Annotated in this window: 18 protein-coding genes; 16 read left to right on the forward strand and 2 right to left on the reverse strand. The window is 69.7% G+C overall.

What is annotated here, in order from left to right:
* Positions 1 to 5 precede the first annotated feature (5 nt).
* The 6 genes from ACFYY8_RS35790 to pssA all read left to right on the forward strand — a co-directional run bounded on the left by ACFYY8_RS35790 (position 6) and on the right by pssA (position 6511).
* Entirely contained in the window at positions 6 to 869 is an 864-nt protein-coding gene (locus tag ACFYY8_RS35790; RefSeq protein ID WP_390048848.1) for a hypothetical protein, read from the forward strand.
* Positions 869 to 2572 carry a murein biosynthesis integral membrane protein MurJ gene (murJ, locus tag ACFYY8_RS35795; RefSeq protein WP_390048850.1) on the forward strand — a complete coding sequence of 568 codons (1704 nt, stop codon included), beginning with the start codon at positions 869 to 871 and terminating at the stop codon, positions 2570 to 2572. The genes ACFYY8_RS35790 and murJ overlap by 1 nt, the downstream gene beginning before the upstream one ends.
* Positions 2565 to 3671 carry a glycosyltransferase family 4 protein gene (locus ACFYY8_RS35800; RefSeq protein WP_390048852.1) on the forward strand — a complete coding sequence of 369 codons (1107 nt, stop codon included), beginning with the start codon at positions 2565 to 2567 and terminating at the stop codon, positions 3669 to 3671. The genes murJ and ACFYY8_RS35800 overlap by 8 nt, the downstream gene beginning before the upstream one ends.
* Positions 3672 to 3893: 222 nt before the next feature.
* Positions 3894 to 4913 carry a TerC family protein gene (locus ACFYY8_RS35805; protein WP_390048854.1) on the forward strand — a complete coding sequence of 340 codons (1020 nt, stop codon included), beginning with the start codon at positions 3894 to 3896 and terminating at the stop codon, positions 4911 to 4913.
* Between the two features lie 100 nt (positions 4914 to 5013).
* The gene (locus ACFYY8_RS35810; protein ID WP_352013211.1) at positions 5014 to 5688 is read left to right on the forward strand and encodes a phosphatidylserine decarboxylase; all 675 of its coding nucleotides are present in this window, start codon (positions 5014 to 5016) and stop codon (positions 5686 to 5688) included.
* Complete coding sequence (gene pssA, locus ACFYY8_RS35815) at positions 5675 to 6511, forward strand: CDP-diacylglycerol--serine O-phosphatidyltransferase (RefSeq protein ID WP_352013210.1); 837 nt, start codon at positions 5675 to 5677, stop codon at positions 6509 to 6511. Before ACFYY8_RS35810 ends, pssA begins: the two co-directional genes overlap by 14 nt.
* Positions 6512 to 6586: 75 nt before the next feature.
* Here pssA and ACFYY8_RS35820 read toward each other — a convergent pair whose 3' ends face one another.
* Positions 6587 to 7228 (reverse strand): MBL fold metallo-hydrolase, encoded by a 642-nt coding sequence (locus tag ACFYY8_RS35820; protein WP_390048857.1) that lies wholly within the window; start codon positions 7226 to 7228, stop codon positions 6587 to 6589.
* Positions 7225 to 8028, reverse strand: a complete 804-nt coding sequence (locus tag ACFYY8_RS35825; RefSeq protein ID WP_390048859.1) for a maleylpyruvate isomerase family mycothiol-dependent enzyme — start codon at positions 8026 to 8028, stop codon at positions 7225 to 7227. The genes ACFYY8_RS35820 and ACFYY8_RS35825 overlap by 4 nt, the downstream gene beginning before the upstream one ends.
* A gap of 222 nt (positions 8029 to 8250) precedes the next feature.
* Here ACFYY8_RS35825 and uvrA point away from each other — a divergent pair, with 222 nt between their 5' ends.
* The 10 genes from uvrA to tpiA all read left to right on the forward strand — a co-directional run bounded on the left by uvrA (position 8251) and on the right by tpiA (position 20589).
* Positions 8251 to 11091, forward strand: coding sequence for an excinuclease ABC subunit UvrA (gene uvrA / locus ACFYY8_RS35830; RefSeq protein ID WP_390048861.1), 2841 nt, complete (start codon positions 8251 to 8253; stop codon positions 11089 to 11091).
* Between the two features lie 152 nt (positions 11092 to 11243).
* Positions 11244 to 11669 carry a Rieske (2Fe-2S) protein gene (locus ACFYY8_RS35835; RefSeq protein WP_390048863.1) on the forward strand — a complete coding sequence of 142 codons (426 nt, stop codon included), beginning with the start codon at positions 11244 to 11246 and terminating at the stop codon, positions 11667 to 11669.
* 149 nt (positions 11670 to 11818) lie between these two features.
* Complete coding sequence (locus ACFYY8_RS35840; protein WP_390048865.1) at positions 11819 to 12268, forward strand: Rieske (2Fe-2S) protein; 450 nt, start codon at positions 11819 to 11821, stop codon at positions 12266 to 12268.
* Between the two features lie 128 nt (positions 12269 to 12396).
* Positions 12397 to 14337: an excinuclease ABC subunit UvrC gene (gene uvrC / locus ACFYY8_RS35845; RefSeq protein ID WP_390049071.1), complete on the forward strand. Its 1941-nt coding sequence runs from the start codon at positions 12397 to 12399 to the stop codon at positions 14335 to 14337.
* On the forward strand, positions 14334 to 15206 hold the full coding sequence (rapZ, locus tag ACFYY8_RS35850; RefSeq protein WP_390048867.1) for an RNase adapter RapZ: 873 nt from the start codon (positions 14334 to 14336) through the stop codon (positions 15204 to 15206). The genes uvrC and rapZ overlap by 4 nt, the downstream gene beginning before the upstream one ends.
* Positions 15203 to 16138: a uridine diphosphate-N-acetylglucosamine-binding protein YvcK gene (gene yvcK / locus ACFYY8_RS35855; protein ID WP_390048868.1), complete on the forward strand. Its 936-nt coding sequence runs from the start codon at positions 15203 to 15205 to the stop codon at positions 16136 to 16138. The genes rapZ and yvcK overlap by 4 nt, the downstream gene beginning before the upstream one ends.
* A 90-nt stretch (positions 16139 to 16228) precedes the next feature.
* Positions 16229 to 17209, forward strand: coding sequence for a DNA-binding protein WhiA (gene whiA / locus ACFYY8_RS35860; RefSeq protein WP_012892507.1), 981 nt, complete (start codon positions 16229 to 16231; stop codon positions 17207 to 17209).
* A gap of 293 nt (positions 17210 to 17502) precedes the next feature.
* Positions 17503 to 18507: a type I glyceraldehyde-3-phosphate dehydrogenase gene (gap, locus tag ACFYY8_RS35865; protein WP_352013202.1), complete on the forward strand. Its 1005-nt coding sequence runs from the start codon at positions 17503 to 17505 to the stop codon at positions 18505 to 18507.
* Positions 18507 to 19694, forward strand: coding sequence for a phosphoglycerate kinase (locus ACFYY8_RS35870; RefSeq protein ID WP_390048871.1), 1188 nt, complete (start codon positions 18507 to 18509; stop codon positions 19692 to 19694). Before gap ends, ACFYY8_RS35870 begins: the two co-directional genes overlap by 1 nt.
* 109 nt (positions 19695 to 19803) lie before the next feature.
* Positions 19804 to 20589: a triose-phosphate isomerase gene (gene tpiA, locus ACFYY8_RS35875; RefSeq protein WP_390048873.1), complete on the forward strand. Its 786-nt coding sequence runs from the start codon at positions 19804 to 19806 to the stop codon at positions 20587 to 20589.
* Positions 20590 to 20626 lie beyond the last annotated feature (37 nt).

Consider the following 20626-nt stretch of genomic DNA (forward strand, 5'->3'; position numbering starts at 1 on the left):
CCCCCATGGCTCGTCGCGCTCTTCTCGGCGCCCTGGCCGGCGCCCTCGCCGGAGCGGCCGCCGCCAGGCTCGCCTACGCGGCCTTCAGCCGTAGGCCACCGGTCGGTGACGCGGAGACCTGGGAGAGGACCAACCACAGAGGCGAGCCGATCACCCTGCTCGAAGGGCCCGCCTTCGCCGCCGGCGCCGCCGCGGCCGCCGCGACGCTTCCCGGGCTGCCCGTGAGGACCCGCGCGGCCGTGCTGCTCGCCGTGACGGGAAGCGGTGCTCTGGGCGCCTACGACGACCTGTACGGCGCGACCTCCTCGAAGGGCTTCAGAGGGCATCTGAACGCGCTGGCTAAGGGGGAGATCACCAGCGGCGCCGTGAAGCTGGTCGGCATCGGCGTGACGGGCCTGGCCGCCGCGGCCCTGACCACCCGCGGCCCGGTGGACGTCGTGGTCGACGGGGCGCTCGTCGCGGGCTCGGCCAATCTGGCCAACCTGTTCGACCTGAGGCCGGGACGCGCGATCAAGGTGGGCCTGCTGGCCGGACTGCCCTTGCTGGCGGCAGGACTGCGCCGTGGCGATCCGGTCTCGGCGACTCTGATCGCGCTGCCCATGGGTGCGGCGCTCGCGCTGCTGCCCGAGGACCTGGGCGAGCGGGCCATGCTGGGAGACGCGGGGGCGAACGCCCTGGGCGCGCTGGTGGGCCTGGCGGCGACCACGACTCTCCGCAGGCCTGGCCGCCTCGCCGTGCTCGGCACCGTGGTGGCGCTCACCGCGGCCTCGGAGCGGATCAGCTTCACCAGGGTCATCGCCGCCAACCCGGTGCTCAACCGCATCGACATGTTCGGCCGCCGTCCCGTGGAGCAGGCGCCCGCCGACTGATGATCAGGAAGATCGGGCAGGGGGTCGCGGGGGCGGCGCTCCTGATCGGGATCGTGACCGTCGTGGCTCGGGTGGCGGGGTTCGGCCGCTATCTCGTTCAGTCCCAGACCGTCGGCAACCTCTGCCTGAGCACCGCGTACAACACCGCCAACTACGTTCCCAACATCGTCTTCGAACTGGTCGCGGGGGGCGCGCTGGCCGGGACGGTGGTCCCGGTCCTGGCCTCGGCGGCCTCCAGGTCCGCCACCGATCCCGAGGCCAGGGCCGAGGTCGGCAGGACCACCTCGGCGCTGCTGACCTGGGTGTTGCTGGCACTGGTCCCGCTGACGTCGCTCATCGCCGCTTTCGCGGGGCCGGTCGTCACCCTGCTGGTCGGCGACGTCGGCGACTGTGACGTGAGTCAGGTCATCGGGGTGGGTACGGACATGCTCGTCGTCTTCGCTCCTCGAATGATCTTCTTCGGGCTCGCGGTCATCCTCTACGGCGTGCTCCAGGCCCACCGGCGCTTCATGGGGCCCGCCGTGGCGCCGCTGGTGTCCAGCCTGCTGATCATCGGTTCCTACCTGGTCTTCCAGCCGCTCGGCGGCGACGCCGCACACGACCTCTCCGCTCTCACCACGGCGGGGCAGCTGACACTCTCCCTCGGTGCGACCGTCGCCGCGGCGGCCATGGTGGTCACGGTGATCGGTCCGGTGGCCCGGCTGCGGTTGCGGTTGCGGCCCTCGCTGTCCTTCCCGCCCGGCGTCGCCGCCCGCGCCCGGCGGCTCGCGACCGCGGGCGTCGCGGTCCTCGTGGCGCAGCAGATCGCGTTGACCGTGGTCGTCCGCCTGGCCAACGACCTGGGCGGAGCGGGGGCGACAGGCGTCTACACATACGCCTGGGCGCTGTACCAGCTTCCCTTCGCGGTGCTCGTGGTGCCGGTCGCGACCAGCTCGTTCCCGGTGCTCGCCACGCGGGCGGGTGAGGGGGACCTGGCCGGGTTCGACGACCTCACCGCCTCGACCACCCGGGTCGTGCTGCTGGTCACGGGGCTGGCGGCCGGGGTGATGGCGGCGGTCGCCATGCCCGTGGCCCGGGTGTTCCTCCAGGGGACCCCGGGCGGTGACCCCGCGGAGATGGCACGGGCGGTCGTGCTGTTCGCGCCGGGCCTGGCGGGATACGCGCTGATGTTCCACCTCGCCCGGGTGCTGTACGCCTGTGGCCGGGGCAGGTCGGCCGCGATCGCCTCCGTCGCGGGGTGGATGGCGGCGCTGGTGGCGCAGATCCTGCTGGCCGGCGCCACGGGGGAGCGGACCGAGGTGGTCGGCGGCCTGGCGCTCGGCAGCACCGTCGGCATGACCGTGGGCGGGATCCTGCTGGTGTTCGCCGTGCTGCGGGCCAGGGGGACGGCGGCGCTGCACGGGGCCTGGCGGGGCCTGCTGGCCGCCGTGGCCGGTGGCGGGGCGGCCTGGGCGGTGGGACTGGCGGTCGTCACGGCCTTCCAGAACGTCTCCAAGTGGATGTGCGTCCCGGTCGGGCTGGGCGCCGCGGCGGCGGGTTGCGTGGCGTTCGCGGTCGTGGCCTCGGTGATCGACAGACCGGACGCCCGGATGCTGCTGGCGCGGCTCAGACGGGCGCCTTCCAGAGGCTCTCAGGACATTCAAGACTCTCAGGGCTCCCGGGACCCTCAGGAGTCACGGGAGAGGAACGGTGCCGATGAGTGAGCGGACGGCGCTGGTGCTGGGCACCAGCACGGGCGGTGTGGGGCGGCACGTGGCCATGCTGGCCGAGGGCCTGGCCCGCGAGGGACACCGGGTGGTCGTCGCCGGGCCACCGGGTACCCGGGAGATCTTCGCCTTCGAGCGGCTCGGCGCGGTCTTTCTACCCGTTCCGATCTCCGACAGGCCGCGCCCGCTGCACGACCTGCGGGCCGTACGGGTGCTGCGGGGGTTGCGGGGGGCGGACGTCGTGCACGCGCACGGGCTGCGGGCCGGGGCGCTGGCCGCGCTCGCCCTGGCCGGGACCGGGACAGGCCTGGTGGTGACCCTGCACAACGCCGCGACGGCGGGCGGGGCGGTCGGCACGGTTTACGCCCTGCTCGAACGGATCGTCGCCCGGCTGGCGGACCGGATCCTGGTGGTCTCCCCGGACCTGGGCGAGCGGATGACCGGGCTGGGCGCCCGGAACGTCGCGGCCGCCGTCGTCCCGGCGCCCGTCCTGACCCCCTCGGGGCGATCGGCCCGGGACGTCAGGGCGGAACTGGGCGTCGGTGGGCGGCCCGTCCTGCTGACGGTCGCCAGGCTCGCCCAGCAGAAGGGGCTGGAAACCCTCCTGGACGTCGCCTCGGCCTTCACCGGACGGGGGAGCGCTGAGGAACCGGTGTTCCTGGTCGCCGGGGACGGGCCGTTGCGCGGGCCGCTTGAGGAACGCGTCGCCCGGGAGGGTCTGCCCGTGAGGTTCCTCGGGAACCGGGACGACGTCGGGGACCTGCTCACCGTCGCCGGAGCCCTGGTGGTGCCCAGCCGCTGGGAGGGCCAGCCGCTCGTGGTGCAGGAGGCCCTGCGGGCGGGCACACCGGTGATCGCCACCGCGGTCGGCGGAATTCCGCCGATGGTCGGGGACGCCGGGCTGCTGGTGCCGTACGGCGACGCCGTCGCGCTGCGCGGGGCGGTCGGGAGGCTGCTCGCCGACGGAGACCTGGCCAAGGCCCTGAGAGAGGCGGCCGTACGGCGCGGCGGTGAGCTGCCGGGTGCGGTTGAGGCCCTTGAGGCGGTACAGGAGGTCTACGGCGATCTACGTGGGGATCGGGGAGGGATTACCTGAAGGATCCCATGGCAGGCGGCGATCCGCCGTGGGAACATCCTTGTGGAGCCCGCCACCGAATTGGGCACCGCCAAGCCCGGCATCTATACTGGTTTGGTTAGGGGGGGAGTATCCCTTCGTGACAGTCTCGTCATCACGGTGTTGCCTCGCTCCACGAGGCCCCCGGGGCTGTCGGTTCGTGCTTGGTTACGCACGGGCGGGAGAGACCTCCGGCTGTCAGTCATGCGCGCCGCCGGAGGTTTTGTTGTGACTATTCCCGTATGGGCTTGGATCGCCGTTATCGGTGGTTTGCTGGTTGTTCTTGCCTTTGACCTGTGGATCGTCGACCGGGGTGAGCCCCGGGAGTTCTCCCCGCGGCAGGCCGGCTTCTGGGTCGGTTTCTATGTGACGCTCGCGGTGATCTTCGGTGTGGTGTTGTGGATCTTCGCCGGGCCGACCTCGGCGGGCCAGTTCTTCGCGGGTTACCTGACCGAATACAGCTTGAGCGTCGACAACCTCTTCGTCTTCTACATCATCATGAGCCGCTTCGCGGTGCCGAAGATCTACCAGCACAAGGTGCTGCTGGTCGGCATCCTGATGGCCCTGGTCATGCGAGGCGGCTTCATCGCCGTCGGCGCGGCCGCGCTGTCCAGCTTCGGCTGGCTGTTCTACGTGTTCGGCCTGTTCCTCATCTACACCGCGGTGCAGCTGGTCCGCCAGCACGGCCAGGACGAGGAGGAAGAGGTCAAGGAGAACCTGGTGCTGCGCTGGGCCCGCAGGGCGCTGCCCCACACCGACGACTACGTCGGCTCCAAGGTCCTCGTCAAGGTGGACGGCAGGCGCATGGTCACCCCGCTGCTCATCGTGATGATCGCCATCGGCACCACCGACCTGCTCTTCGCGCTCGACTCGATTCCCGCCATCTTCGGCCTCACGACCGACGCCTTCATCGTCTTCACCGCCAACGCGTTCGCGCTGATGGGACTGCGTCAGCTCTACTTCCTGCTGGGCGATCTGCTGCAGCGTCTGGCCTACCTCAGCTACGGTCTCGCGTTCATCCTCGGCTTCATCGGGGTTAAGCTGATTGCCGAGGCGCTGCACTCCAGCGGCGTGTCCTGGGCACCCGAGGTGCCTATCTGGCTGTCATTGTCGGTCATCGGCGTCACCATGGTGATCACTACCGGAGCCAGCCTGATCAAGGCCCGCCGCGACGCACGCGAGGGCGAGCACATCACCACCGCCGCGAGCGCCGACCAGGGCTAGCGGATTGGCTTGTGACGCGCTTTGCTTGTCTCGTTACGCCGTACCAGGGCTGAGAGACAGGTAGCATCCTGCCGGAGAGCAGGCAGACAATACCGGTCTAATGCCGCAAGACATCAAAAGGTTTCCTGTGTCCCACGATTCAGCAAGCCATAAGCCGGGCCGTGTACGGCTGGCGCGTGGCGTCTCCCCGTGGTTGCTCCCAACCGTGGCCGCCACTGCAGCGACCTCGCTGCTCAGCCGCCGTGACCGGCGCTGGGCGCTGGCGGCGGCTCCGCTGGCCGTACTCACCGGTGGCATGCTCTGGTTCTTCCGGGACCCCGAGCGCACGCCGGGTACGGCGCGGATCCTGTCGCCCGCGGACGGCGTGGTGCAGAGCATCGACCCGTGGCCGGACGGCCGCACACGCGTGGCGATCTTCATGAGCCCGCTCGACGTGCACGTCAACCGTGCCCCGCTGGCCGGTACGGTGACCTCGATCGAGCACGTCACCGGAGGGTTCGTTCCCGCGTTCAACAAGGACAGCGACAAGAACGAGCGGGTGGTCTGGCACTTCGCGACCGAGGTCGGCGACGTGGAACTGGTCCAGATCGCCGGTGCCGTCGCGCGGCGCATCATCCCCTACCTGACCGTGGGAGCCAAGGTGGCCAGAGCGGAGCGCATCGGCCTCATCCGGCTCGGCTCACGGGTGGACGTCTACCTGCCCGAGGGGATCGAGCCCGCGGTCTCGGTCGGCCAACGGACTGTCGCGGGGGTGACCGGCCTTGACCACGGCTGACGCGAGCTGGCCTCTTGACGAGACGGACGAGGAGCCGAGGGGGCCGGTCGGCAAGGCCTTCCGGCTCTCCGCGGCCGACTCGCTGTCCCTCGGTAACGCGCTGTGCGGCTTCCTGTCGGTCTGCGTGCTCGCCTGGTCGGCGATCCGCGCGCTGCAGGAGCACAAGCCCTTCGCCGCAGACCCCCGATTCTTCGGCACCGCCGTGGTGCTGTTGCTGATCGGCGCGACCTGTGACCTGTTCGACGGTCTGGTCGCGCGCAAGTTCCGCGCCTCGGCGATGGGCGCCGAACTGGACAACCTGGCCGATGTGATCAGCTTCGGGTTCGCCCCGGCGTTCATGGTGGTCATCTGGGCCGGATTCACCCCCCAGGTGCCCTTCCCGCTGGTGATGACCGCCGCGGGGTCCGTGCTGCTGGCAGGGGTCATCCGGCTGGCCAGATTCGCCTGCGTGAAGACCAAGAGCGGTGACTTCATGGGGCTGCCCATCCCGATGGGCGCCATGACCGTGGTCTCGGTCGTGATGCTGTTCGCACCGTCGATCTGGACGGTGCTGCCGATCTTCGGGATCGCCTACCTCATGGTCAGCCGGATCGAGTACCCCAAGCCCAAGGGCAACCTGGCGGCCGCGGTCCTGGCCTGGATGATGATCAACGTGGCCTGCCTGACCATCTGGGCCGCGGGCCTGGCGGGCGGTGACACGCTCATCAAGGTCGGCGCGATCATGCAGATAGCGATGGTCTCGGCCATCCCGCTGCGCGTGCTCATGTTCAAGCGGGAGAAGCGCAGGGAGCAACGCAGGGAGTCCGAACTCTCCTCCCTGTGACGGCGACCGCCTGAGGGACGTTCCGTTCGCCCGGGGACCATCCGAGGTCCCCGGGCGAACGCGTTCCGGGGAGGCTCACCAGCCCCGTGCGCGCCACTCCGGCAGGGACGGGCGTTCGGCGCCCAGCGTGGTGTCCTTGCCGTGGCCCGGGTAGACCCAGGTCTCGTCGGGCAGCCGATCGAAGATCCGCTCGGAGACGTCGGTGAAGAGCCGGTCGAACCGCTCGGGGTCCTTCTCGGTGTTGCCGACACCGCCGGGGAAGAGCGAGTCACCGGTGAACACGTGGCCCGGGCGGTACAGGGCGATCGAGCCAGGCGTGTGCCCGCGCAGGTGGATCACCTCCAGAGTGACCACGCCGACGGTGACCCCGTCTCCGTGCTCGACCTTCAGGCCGACGGGAACCGGTAGCGCGGGCGCGTCGAGCGGGTGCGCCACGACGGTCGCGCCCGTCGCGGAGGCGACCTGCTCCAGGGCCTGCCAGTGGTCACCGTGCCGGTGGGTCGTGACGATCTTGCTGATCGGGCGGTCCCCGATGAGCGCCAGCAGCCGGTCGGCCTCGGCGGCGGCGTCGATGAGCACGCCGTCACCGGTCTCGTTGCACCGCAGCAGGTAGGCGTTGTTGTCGTAGGGGCCTACCGCCAGCTTCGAGATCGTCAGGTCGGGCAGCTCGCGCACGTCGGCTGGACCGCCGACCCGTACATCGCCGGTGTACGTCATGGATACTCCTCTGGCGGGTTCGAGGGAAGGCCGGTAGGAGCGGAGCGGGCGGGCCATCCGGGCGGTGCGGGCACTGCCTGCGCCTCCGCGGGCAGGTTGCCCGCCGTTCCCTCCGGCATCACCTTAAGCCCCGCACCCGACGCCCGGCCGGTCAGCCACCCGAGCAGGCTCCAGACGTCACCCTGGAGCGCCGGCCCCGTGCCGAGGTCCCGCCAGACCTGGTGGTGATTCTCCCCGTCCCTGAACTCCTCGACCACGATCTCGCTCACCACTGAGAGCTCCCGGGGCCAGCACAGCATCGCGTCGTGCAGTTCTCTGCGGGCGAACGCCTCCGGCCAGTCGGCGGGGCCGTACCCGGTGCCGAGGTCGGCGTGGTGCACCTCGACCTCGCGTGCCCGGCGCGCCAGCACGTACCAGGCGGGGTGGAGGACGGGGGCCGTGCCGATCAGTGCCGACCAGTTCGCGCCGGACAGGGCGGCGGCCGCCTCGGCGAAACGCGCCGTACTGGCCTCGAGGTCGGCGAACTGTTCCCGCGCGGGCCGTCCCGCGCCCGCCTCGATGTCAAGGTCGCGCCTGCCCGGATCGGGATACTGAGGGGTCTCCACGCCCGTCCTGGCCCATGTCAGCAGGTTGACGAGGCTGTCGGCGTTGCGGGCGAGGTGCGTCAGGACGTGCCCCCTGCTCCAGCCGGGCAGCCGTGAGCCGTCTGCCACGTCGGCGTCCGACAGTTCGGCGACACCGGCCAGCAGGCGGTCGTTCGAGGAGGAGAGCTCGGCTTGGAGAACGTCTGTGACATCCATCCCTCCACTCCACCACCGCGGCGGGTGATTGGGCCAGGGCATAAAGGGCGTGTCCCGGCGGTTGACATCGGAAGCGGCCCGAAGGGCCCCCGGGAAGGCCGTAACCTGGTGAGGGCGGGGAAGGACCACCAGGCGCATCGCCGCTTGCGGATTTTTGTCGGACCCCGTGGCTAGTCTTCCCGCGACCGCTTCTCAACCCTCTACATCGACGTCGGGATCGCAGTGGCTGACCGCCTCATCGTGCGTGGCGCACGTGAACACAACCTCAAGGACGTCTCGCTGGACCTGCCGCGGGACTCTCTGATCGTCTTCACCGGGCTGTCCGGCTCGGGCAAGTCGAGCCTGGCCTTCGACACCATCTTCGCCGAGGGCCAGCGCCGCTACGTGGAGTCACTGTCCGCATACGCCAGGCAGTTCCTCGGGCAGATGGACAAGCCGGACGTCGACTTCATCGAGGGGCTCTCGCCCGCGGTCTCGATCGACCAGAAGTCGACGAGCCGCAACCCCCGTTCGACCGTCGGCACGATCACCGAGGTCTACGACTACCTGAGGCTCCTGTGGGCCCGCATCGGCAAGCCGCACTGTCCGCAGTGCGCCCGCCCGATCGCCAGGCAGAGCCCCGAGCAGATCGTCGACCGGGTGATGGAACTGCAGGAGGGCACCCGCTTCCAGGTGCTCGCGCCGGTCATCCGCGGCCGCAAGGGGGAGTACGCCGAGCTGTTCGGCCAGCTCCAGGCCAAGGGCTTCGCCAGGGCACGTGTCGACGGCACCGTGGTCCGCCTCGATGAGCCGCCCACGCTGAAGAAGCAGGAGAAGCACGACATCGAGGTGATCGTCGACCGCCTCACGGTCAAGGAGAGCTCGCGCAGCCGCCTGACCGGGTCGGTCGAGACCGCCCTGCAGCTGTCCGGCGGCACGATCACACTGGAGTTCGTCGACCTTCCCGAGAAGGACCCGAACCGCGAGCGCTTCTACTCCGAGCACCTCTACTGCCCCTACGACGACGTGTCGTTCGAGGAGCTGGAGCCTCGCTCGTTCTCCTTCAACTCGCCCTTCGGCGCCTGTCCCGAGTGCACGGGCCTCGGGGTGCGCATGGAGGTCGACCCCGAGCTCGTCGTGCCCGACCCGGAGAAGACACTGGAGGACGGCGCGCTCTCCCCTTGGGCGGGCGGGCACACCAGCGACTACTTCGTCCGTCTCATCGAGGCGCTGGGCCTGGCCACCGGGTTCACACTGGGCACCCCGTGGGAGCGGCTGCCGAAGAAGGCCCAGAAGGCGTTGCTGTACGGCCACGACGAGCAGGTCCACGTCCGCTACAGCAACCGCTACGGCCGTCAGCGCTCCTACTACACCACCTTCGAGGGGGTCATCCCCTGGGTGCAGCGCCGTCATGCCGAGTCGGAGAGCGACGGCATGCGGGAGAAGTACGAGGGCTACATGCGGGAGATCCCCTGTCCCGCATGCCAGGGGGCCAGGCTCAAGCCCGTCTCGCTGGCCGTCACCGTCGAGGGGCGTTCGATCGCCGACGTCTCGGCGATGTCGATCGGCGACTGCGCCCGCTTCCTGGCCGGGCTCACGCTGTCGGACCGGGACATGCAGATCGCCGAGCGGGTGGTCAAGGAGATCAACGCCCGGATGGGCTTCCTGCTCGACGTGGGCCTGGACTATCTGACCATGGATCGCGCCGCGGGCACCCTCGCCGGTGGCGAGGCGCAGCGCATCCGCCTGGCCACCCAGATCGGCTCCGGCCTGGTCGGCGTCCTCTACGTGCTCGACGAGCCGTCCATCGGCCTGCACCAGCGTGACAACCAGCGGCTGCTGGAGACCCTGATCAGGCTGCGTGACATGGGCAACACGCTCATCGTGGTCGAGCACGACGAGGACACCATCGCCGCCGCGGACTGGGTGGTCGACATCGGCCCCGGCGCGGGCGAGCACGGCGGCCAGGTCGTCGTCTCCGGCACCGTGGCCGACCTGCTGTCCGCCGAGGACTCGCTGACCGGCGCCTACCTGTCGGGCCGCAGGACCATCGCCGTCCCCGCCGCCCGTCGTAAGCGGGACAGGAAGCGGCAGATCACCGTCAAGGGGGCCCGTGAGCACAACCTCAAGGGTGTCGACGTCGAGTTCCCCCTGGGCGTGTTCACCGCGGTCACCGGCGTCTCCGGGTCGGGCAAGTCCACGCTCGTCAACGACATCCTCTACAATTCCCTGGCCAAGGAGCTGAACGGCGCCCGCACCGTCCCCGGGCGTCACGCGCGGATCAACGGCATGGACCTGGTCGACAAGGTCGTGCACGTGGACCAGTCGCCGATCGGCCGCACCCCGCGCTCGAACCCGGCGACCTACACCGGGGTCTTCGACAAGGTACGCGACCTGTTCGCGCAGACCACGGAGGCCAAGGTCCGCGGATACGCCAAGGGCCGCTTCAGCTTCAACGTCAAGGGCGGTCGCTGTGAGGCCTGTTCCGGCGACGGGACCATCAAGATCGAGATGAACTTCCTGCCGGACGTCTACGTGCCGTGTGAGGTCTGTCACGGCGCGAGATACAACAGGGAGACCCTGGAGGTCCACTACAAGGGCAAGACCATCTCCGAGGTGCTCGACATGCCGATCGAGGAGGCCCTGGAGTTCTTCGACGCGATCCCGGCGATCAAGCGTTACCTCAAGACGCTCAACGACGTCGGTCTGGGCTATGTCCGTCTCGGCCAGCCCGCGACCACCCTGTCGGGAGGCGAGGCCCAGCGCGTCAAACTCGCCTCCGAACTGCAGCGCCGTTCGACGGGCCGGACCATCTACGTGCTGGACGAGCCGACCACCGGCCTGCACTTCGAGGACATCCGGCGACTGCTCGGCGTGCTGGGCAAGCTCGTCGACGGAGGCAACACCGTCATCGTCATCGAGCACAACCTCGACGTGATCAAGACCGCCGACTGGATCATCGACATGGGACCGGAGGGCGGTTCGAAGGGCGGCACCGTGCTGGCCACCGGTACGCCCGAGGACGTCGCCCTGGTCGAGGACAGTCACACGGGGCGTTTCCTGCGCAAGATCCTGGGTTCCTAGGCCTGTTCCGCGGGTGCCCGCCCGGGCGGTCGCAGAAGGTATGAAGATCTACAAAACGGGACCCAAGGGTCGATCCGGAGGGCGGCACTCCTCGCCAATATCCTTGACGAGGATGCCCGCCTCCCGGCCGGGCGACGTCGGGGGAGGTCCCAGTGAGCGGTAACGACGACTTCGCCGCGCCCACACGCAGGCATGTGATCGGCGCCACCGCCGTGGCGGTGTGCGGGGTGGCGCTCACCGGGTGCGCCGCCGCCGAGCCGGGCCCGGCCATCGTGCCCCCGGGCATCAAGGGGAAGGTCATCGTCAAGACCGCGGACGTCCCCGTGGGGGGCGGCAAGGTCGTCAGCAAGTGGAAGATCGTGATCACCCAGCCGCAGGCGGGGGTGTTCAAGGCGTTCAACGCGAGCTGCCCGCACCGGGGCTGTTCGGTCGGCCGGGTCGCGGACGGCGTCATCCACTGCCCCTGTCACGGCAGCGAGTTCGCGGCCGACTCCGGCAAATGCCTCAAGGGCCCGGCTGAGGCCCCGCTGGTGGAGTACACCCTGAGGGTCGACGGCGATGGCATCGTCATGGTCTGAGCCCCGGTGACCGTTATGGGAGAAGATTAAATCTTCCGCATGCGTAATTCTTCACAGTCTCCTGACGGCGGGTACGGCATGCTGAACCAGCGGCGATGCGCTGGTGTGCCGGCCGTACCCGCAGGAACAGGAAGACGAAAGGGACGACCATGACGGAGACGACGCGTCGCTCGGTGATGCTGGGCGCGGGAGGCATCGGGGTCGCGGCGCTGCTGACCGCGTGCGGCAGCGAGGGGGGCGGTGCAGGCGGCGGCGAGCCGGTCGCGGAGGCCCCGGCTTCGACGCCCTCGGGTTCGCCGGTTGCCGGGAAGAAGGAGGCCCTCGCGCAGACCGCCGACATCCCGGTGGGGGGTGGCACGGTCTTCAAGGACAAGAAGATCGTGGTCACCCAGCCGAAGGCGGGGGAGTTCAAGGCCTTCACCTCCGTGTGCACCCACCAGGGGTGTGACGTGGGGAGCGTTTCCGACGGTGTCATCGTGTGCCCCTGCCACGGCAGCAAGTTCGCCATCGCCGACGGCTCGGTCACCGACGGCCCGGCGAGCAGGCCCCTGGAGAAGAAGGAGATCAAGGTCGAGGGCGGCTCCATAGTCCTGGGCTGAGCGGCGGTTCGCGCGGCGCCGAGCAGGAGGGGGCGGCGCCGCGTGCCTCCGCCGTACCGGATGAGCGGGCTCGCCGGGCAGGGGTCCTGTCGGTGAGGGCCGATAGGCTTTCGGGCGTGGCGAGATCTATGGGCGGTCCGGTGAGTTTCCGGCCCGAGCCTGGCACGATTCCCGAGTCCCCCGGCGTCTACCGGTTCAGGGACGCCGGTGGCAGGGTCATCTACGTGGGCAAGGCCAAGAGCCTGCGCCAGCGACTCAACTCGTACTTCGCGGACTTCGCCGGACTGCATCCGCGCACCCAGACCATGCTCACGACGGCCGTCGGCGTCGACTGGACGGTCGTCGGCACCGAGGTCGAGGCGCTCCAGCTCGAATACTCCTGGATCAAGGAGTACGACCCCCGGTTCAACGTCAAATACCGCGACGACAAGTCCTACCCCTATCTCGCGGTCACCGTGGGGGAGGAGTTCCCCAGAGTCCAGGTGCTGCGCGGAGCCAAGCGCAAGGGCATCCGCTACTTCGGCCCCTACTCCCACGCCTGGGCCATCAGGGAGACGGTGGACCTCCTGCTGAGGGTCTTCCCGATCAGGAGCTGCTCGGCCGGGGTGTTCCGGCGCGCCGCCCAGATCGACCGCCCCTGCCTGCTGGGCTACATCGGGAAGTGCTCGGCTCCCTGCGTCGGCAGGGTCACCGCAGAGGAGCACCGGGCGCTGGCCGACGACTTCTGCGACTTCATGGCGGGCAACACGGGCCGCTTCACCAAACGCCTTGAGCGTGAGATGCGTCAGGCCGCCGCCGAGCAGGAGTACGAACGCGCGGCCAGGCTGCGCGACGACATCCAGGCGCTGCGGCAGGCGATGGAGAAGCAGGCGGTGGTGCTGGCCGACAACACCGACTGTGACGTGATCGCCCTGGTGGAGGACAATCTCGAGGCCGCGGTCCAGGTCTTCTACGTGCGCTCGGGGCGGATCAGGGGCCAGCGCGGGTGGGTGGTGGACAAGGTCGAGGACGCGGAGCCCGGCGAGCTCGTCGAGCAGTTCCTGCTCCAGATGTACGGCGAGGCCGCCCCCGAGGCGCTGCCCCGCGAGGTCCTGGTACCCGCCATGCCCCCCGACGCCGAGGCGGTCGCCGAACTGCTCGGCGAGCACCGCGGGGCCAGGGTGGAGATCCGCGTCCCGCAACGCGGCGACAAGAAGACGCTCATGGAGACCGTCGAGCGCAACGCCAAGGAGGCCCTCAAGCAGCACAAGCTCAAGAGGGCCAGCGACCTTAACACCCGCAGCAGGGCGCTGCAGGAGGTCGCCGACGCGCTCGGGCTCGACCAGGCGCCGCTGCGGATCGAGTGCTACGACGTCTCGCACACCCAGGGCACCAACGTGGTCGCCTCCATGGTGGTCTTCGAGGACGGCCTGGCTCGCAAGAGCGAGTACCGCAGGTTCGCCGTCAACTCCACCGAGGGTGACGTCGCCTCGATATACGAGGTGATCTCGCGCAGGTTCAGACGCTACCTGGAGGAACGTTCCGAGACCGGGGAGCTCGACGTCGAGACGGGTACGGCGGCGGACGCCGGTGGGAACGGCACCGGGGCGGCTCTCGACCCGGAGACCGGCAGGCCGCGCAAGTTCGCCTATCCCCCCAACCTCGTCGTCGTCGACGGCGGCCCCGCCCAGGCGGCCGCCGCCCAGCGGGCGCTGGACGAGCTGGGCGTCGACGACGTGGCGGTCTGTGGCCTGGCCAAGCGGCTGGAGGAGGTCTGGCTGCCCGGAGAGGACCTGCCGGCGATCCTCCCCCGGTCGAGTGAGGCCCTCTACCTCCTGCAGCGCGTACGCGACGAGGCCCACCGCTTCGCCATCACCTACCATCGGTCGAAGCGGTCGAAGAGCGTGAGGGAAAGCGCCCTGGACGAGGTTCCCGGCCTCGGCCCAGCCCGCAGACAGGCGCTGATCAAACACTTCGGATCCGTGAAGCGGCTGAGTGAGGCCACCGCCGAGCAGATCCGCGAGGTTCCCGGGATCGGCCCCGCCACGGCCGAGACGATTGTGTCGGCGTTGAAGGGGGAGCACCCATGAACGACAGAGAGACCGCGTTCGTCATCGTCACCGGCATGTCGGGCGCCGGACGCAGCACCGCGGCCAAGGCGCTCGAGGACCTGGGCTGGTTCGTCATCGACAACCTGCCCCCCGGCCTGCTGTTCGCCATGGCGGAGGAGGCCGGGCGGGTCAAGCTGGCCGCGGACAAGGTGGCCGCCGTGGTCGACGTGCGCAGCCTGGCCTTCACCACCGACCTCAACGCCGCGATCGAGGAACTCGACGGGCGCGGCGTCGCGGTGCGGGTGGTGTTCCTTGAGGCCAGCGACGAGGAGCTGGTCCGCAGGTTCGAGAACGTCCGCCGCCCGCACCCGCTGCAGGCGGAGGGCAGGCTGGTCGACGGCATCGCCAGGGAGCGCGGCATCCTGCGCGAGGTCCGCGCCAACGCCGACCTGGTCATCGACACCTCCAACCTCAACGTCCACGAGCTTCGCGGCAAGATCGTCGCCTTCTTCGGCGGGGAGGACCGCCCCGGGCTGCGGGTCAACGTGGTCTCCTTCGGCTACAAGTACGGCCTGCCCGTGGACGCCGACCTGGTCGTCGACTGCCGCTTCCTGCCCAACCCCCACTGGGTCCCCGAACTGCGCCCGATGAACGGTCTGGACGCCTCCGTGCGCGACTACGTCCTCAACCAGGCGGGCGCCAAGGAGCTTCTCGACGCCTACGAGGAGGTGTTCGGCATCATCGCCGCCGGTTACACCCGTGAGGGCAAGAGCTACGCCACGCTCGCCGTCGGCTGTACCGGCGGCAAACACCGCAGCGTCGCGATGGCCGAGCAGATCGGCGGCCGATTGCGAGATCGGGGAGGAATGGAGGTGCAGGTGAGCCACCGGGATGTGGGCCGCGAGTGAGCGAGGATCTCAAGGTCGTCGCGCTGGGCGGCGGACACGGACTGTACGCGTCTCTGTCGGCGCTGCGCAGGGTCACCTCCGAACTGACGGCCGTCGTCACCGTGGCCGACGACGGCGGGTCGAGCGGACGGCTTCGCCGTGAACTCGGCGTGCTGCCCCCCGGAGACCTCAGGATGGCCCTGGCCGCGCTGTGCGGCGACGACGAGTGGGGCCGCACCTGGAGCGAGGTCGTCCAGCACCGCTTCCGCAGTGAGGGCGACCTGCACGGGCACGCGGTCGGGAACCTGCTGATCGTCGCCCTGTGGGAGCGTCTCGGTGACACGGTCGCCGGGCTCGACTGGGTGGGGCGGCTGCTCGGCGCGCACGGGCGGGTCCTGCCGATGGCCTCGGTACCGCTCGACATCGCCGCCGAGGTCGAGCTGGACGGCCGGGTGAGCACCGTGTACGGCCAGGTGGCCTGTGCGCTCACCCCGGGCAGGGTCCGCGCGATCTCACTGCTGCCCACCGACCCGCCGGCCTGCCCCGAGGCGGTCCAGGCGGTGCTCGAAGCCGACTGGGTGGTCTTCGGGCCGGGGTCGTGGTTCACCAGCGTGCTGCCTCACCTCAAGGTGCCCGAGCTGGCCGACGCCCTGCTGCGCACCCGGGCGCGCAGGCTGGTCGCGCTCAACCTGGCCCCGCAGCCGGGTGAGACCGACGGGTTCTCACCGCAGAAGCACCTGGAGGTGCTGCGTCAGCACGCCCCCTCCCTGACGATCGACGTGGTTCTCGCCGACACCGGTGTCGCCGAGGACGGTGAGGAGCTGGAGAAGGCCGCCGCCGAGCTGGGCGGGCGGCTCGTCATGGCCCCGGTCGCCGACGAGGACGGCTCCGCGCGGCACGATGCGCAACGTCTTGCCTCCGTCCTGGACGAGATTTTCCGTGAGAAGCGTTGATCCTGGTCAGCGCCGCTCAGGAGTGCGAGAAACTTCTGTGAGCCTGGTTTCTCGGCCGCATGAGGTCTGTATGGGGGAGGACGAACGCGCATGGCGATGACAGGTGTGGTGAAAGACGAGCTGAGCCGCTTGCCGGTCCTGAAGCCTTGCTGTCGTAAGGCCGAGGTGTCGACGCTGCTGCGGTTCGCCAGCGGGCTGCACCTGGTGGGCGGGCGGATCGTGATCGAGGCGGAGCTGGACACCAACGTCACCGCGAGGAGGCTCATCAAGGACATCGGAGAGGTGTTCGGGCACAAGGCGGAGGTGCTCGTCCTGGCACCCGCCGGGTTGCGCAAGGGGTCACGCTACGTGGTCAGGGTCTACCGCGACGGCGAGGCCCTCGCCCGCCAGACGGGGCTGATCGACAACCACGGCCGTCCGGTCCGAGGCCTGCCGCGTCAGGTGGTCGCGGGGGCGACCTGCGACGCGGAGGCCGCCTGGCGGGGCGCCTTCCTGGCGCACGGCTCGCTCACCGAACCGGGCCGTTCCATGTCGCTGGAGGTGACCTGTCCCGGCCCGGAGGCGGCGCTGGCGCTGGTCGGCTCCGCACGGCGGCTGAAGATCCACGCCAAGGCGCGCGAGGTGCGGGGCGTCGACCGCGTGGTGGTCCGTGACGGTGACGCGATCAGCGCGTTGCTGACCCGGCTCGGTGCCCATGACAGCGTGCTGGCCTGGGAGGAACGGCGGATGCGCCGCGAGGTGCGGGCCACGGCCAACCGGCTGGCCAACTTCGACGACGCCAACCTGCGGCGCTCGGCCCGTGCCGCGGTCGCGGCGGGGGCCCGGGTGCAGCGGGCACTGGAGATCCTCGGGGAGGAGGCACCGGAGCATCTGGTGATCGCGGGCCGTCTGCGGGTCGAGCACAAGCAGGCCTCCCTGGAGGAGCTGGGTCAGCTCGCCGACCCGCCGTTGACCAAGGACGCCATCGCCGGGCGCATCCGCCGTCTGCTGGCCATGGCCGACAAGCGCGCCCAGGACATCGGCATCCCCAACACCGAGGCGAATCTCACGGTGGACATGCTGGCGCCGTAGTCCGGTCTCCTCGTCTCGCGGGCGGTCCCGGTTCCGGGACCGCCCGTTCGCGTGCCCGGCCATCGTTTTGAGATGTCTTTGCTGGTCACAGCAACGTTGTACGGATTTATCGTGACAAGCCGGGCACATCACTTGAATAGTGCGATACCTACGCATGGGGTGAAGGAGAAGAGACCTGCCCCCGCAAGTGGTCTAAACCAATTTGGGTCCGATAGTGTTCGTGCTTGAGGTATCAGCCCGCCCAAGTCGCCGGTCTTCTCGGCCGGCGCATGACGTACGAGGAGACCGGAACCGTGAGCATCCGCGTAGGCGTCAACGGATTCGGCCGTATCGGCCGCAACTTCTGGCGTGCGGCCGCTGCCAGCGGCAAGGACATCGAGATCGTCGCGGTCAACGACCTGACCGACAACGCCACGCTCGCCCACCTGCTCAAGTACGACAGCATCCTCGGCCGTCTGCCGTACGAGGTGAAGAGCACCGCCGACGAGATCATCGTGGACGGCAAGACGATCAAGGCCTTCGCCGAGCGCGACCCCGCCAAGCTGCCCTGGGGCGACCTGGGTGTGGACGTCGTGGTCGAGTCCACCGGTTTCTTCACCGACGCCAACAAGGCCAGGGTGCACGCCGAGAACGGCGCGAAGAAGGTCATCATCTCGGCCCCGGCCAAGAACGAGGACGTCACCGTCGTGATGGGCGTCAACCACGACAAGTACGACCCGGCCAGTCACACCGTCATCTCCAACGCCTCCTGCACCACCAACTGCCTGGCCCCCATGGCCAAGGTCATCAACGACACCTTCGGTATCGAGAAGGGTCTGATGACCACGATCCACGCCTACACGCAGGACCAGAACCTGCAGGACGGCCCGCACAGCGACCTGCGCCGTGCCCGCGCCGCCGCGCTGAACATCGTGCCGACCTCGACCGGCGCGGCCAAGGCCATCGGCCTGGTGCTGCCCGAGCTGAAGGGCAAGCTCGACGGCTTCGCGCTGCGCGTGCCGATCCCCACCGGCTCGGCCACCGACCTGACCGTCGACGTCAGCCGCGAGACCACCGTCGAGGAGGTCAACGCCGCGCTCAAGGCCGCCGCCGAGGGCGCGCTCAAGGGCTACCTGACCTACACCGAGGACCCGATCGTCTCCGCCGACATCGTCACCGACCCGTCCTCCTGCATCTTCGACGCGGGCCTGACCAAGGTGATCGGCAACCAGGTCAAGGTCGTCGGCTGGTACGACAACGAGTGGGGTTACTCCAACCGTCTCGTGGACCTCATCGAGCTGGTCGGCGCCGACCTCTGATGAAGGACCTCTCCGAGTTCGACGTGAAGGGTCGGCGCGTCCTGGTGCGCGTCGACCTCAACGTCCCCCTGGACGGGGACGTCATCACCGACGACGGCCGCATCCGGGCCTCGGTCCCGACGATCCAGGAGCTGGCGGGCAAGGGCGCGCGTGTGATCGCCTGCGCCCACCTGGGGCGTCCCAAGGGCGAGCCCAATCCGAAGTACTCCCTGGCGCCCGTCGCCAGGCGCCTGGGCGAGCTGCTCGGCGCCGAGGTCGCCTTCGCCTCCGACGTGGTCGGGCCGTCGGCCCAGGCCGTCGTCGCGGGTCTTGAGGACGGCCAGGTGGCGCTGCTGGAGAACCTGCGCTTCGAGCCGGGCGAGGAGTCCAAGGACGACGCGGTGCGCGCCGCCTTCGCCGAGAGGCTGGCCGCCCTGGCCGAGCTCTACGTCGGCGACGGCTTCGGCGCCGTCCACCGCAAGCACGCCAGCGTCTACGACGTGCCGCTGCTGCTGCCGCACGCGGCGGGCAGGCTCGTCCTGGCCGAGGTCGAGGTGCTCAAGAGGCTGACCGAGGAGCCCGCCAGGCCGTACGCCGTGGTGCTGGGCGGGGCCAAGGTCTCCGACAAGCTCGGCGTCATCGGCAACCTGCTCACCAAGGTCGACCGGCTGATCATCGGCGGCGGCATGGCCTACACGTTCCTGGCCGCCCAGGGCCACGAGGTCGGTCAGTCGCTGCTGCAGCGTGACCAGCTCGACCAGGTGCGCGACTTCCTCAACGAGGCGATCAAGCGCGGCGTGGAGATCGTCCTGCCCGTCGACGTGCTGGCCGCCACGCACTTCGCCGAGGACGCCGACCACGAGGTCGTGGACGCCACCGCGATCCCGGCCGACCGGCAGGGGCTGGACATCGGCCCGCGCAGCCGTGAGCTGTTCGCGACGAAGCTCGCCGACGCCCGGACGGTGTTCTGGAACGGCCCGATGGGTGTCTTCGAGTTCGAGGCGTTCTCCGGGGGAACCCGAGCCGTGGCTGAGGCGTTGATCCGTTCGGAGGCCTTCACGGTCGTCGGGGGTGGTGACTCCGCCGCCGCCGTACGACAGCTGGGCCTGCCGGAGGACGGTTTCTCGCACATCTCGACCGGTGGCGGCGCCAGCCTCGAATATCTTGAGGGCAAGACCCTGCCCGGCCTCGTCGCCCTGGAGGCGTAGGGGTGGACCGACGCGACGAGCGCCGTGCCGCCCGCCGTCCCCGGCACACGGGGGCGGCGGGTCCGGGACATGACCGAGACGAAGGCGGACGAGAGACGGTGAGCCACTGATGAGCACGACGCGCAAGCCGCTCATGGCCGGCAACTGGAAGATGAACCTCAACCACCTTGAGGCCATCGCCACCACCCAGAAGCTGGCCTTCGCCCTCAACGACAAGGACTTCGACAAGGTCGACGTGGCGGTGCTGCCGCCGTTCACGGACCTGCGCAGCGTGCAGACCCTGATCGACGGCGACAGGCTGCGCATCCTGTACGGCGCCCAGGACCTCTCCCTGCACGACGCGGGCGCCTACACCGGGGAGGTCTCCGGGGCGATGCTCGCCAAGCTCGGGTGCACCTTCGTCGTGATCGGGCACTCCGAGCGGCGGCAGTACCACCGCGAGGACGACGACGTGGTCAACGGCAAGGTGCAGGCGGCCTACCGCAACTCGCTCACGCCGATCCTGTGCGTGGGAGAGGGGCTGGAGGTCCGCAGGGCGGGTGACCAGGTCTCCCACAGCGTCTCGCAGCTCGACGGGGCGCTCAGGAAGGTCCCCGCGGAGCAGGTCAGGTCGATCGTGCTGGCCTACGAGCCGGTCTGGGCGATCGGTACCGGTGAGGTGGCGACCCCGGCCGACGCGCAGGAGGTCTGCGCGGCGCTGCGTTCCCGACTCGCCGAGCTGTATGACGGCGAGGTGGCCGCCGCCGTCCGTATCCTTTACGGAGGATCGGTCAAGTCTGACAACGTCGCCGGCATCATGGCTCAGCCCGATGTGGACGGCGCCCTGGTCGGCGGCGCGAGCCTCGACCCCGGAGAGTTCGCCAAAATCTGCCGCTTTAGCGAAATGTCCGGCTGACTGGGCCATTCGGAGGGTACGACTTGACAACAGGTCG

Source organism: Streptosporangium sp. NPDC001559, from assembly GCF_042893955.1.
Lineage (GTDB): Bacteria > Actinomycetota > Actinomycetes > Streptosporangiales > Streptosporangiaceae > Streptosporangium.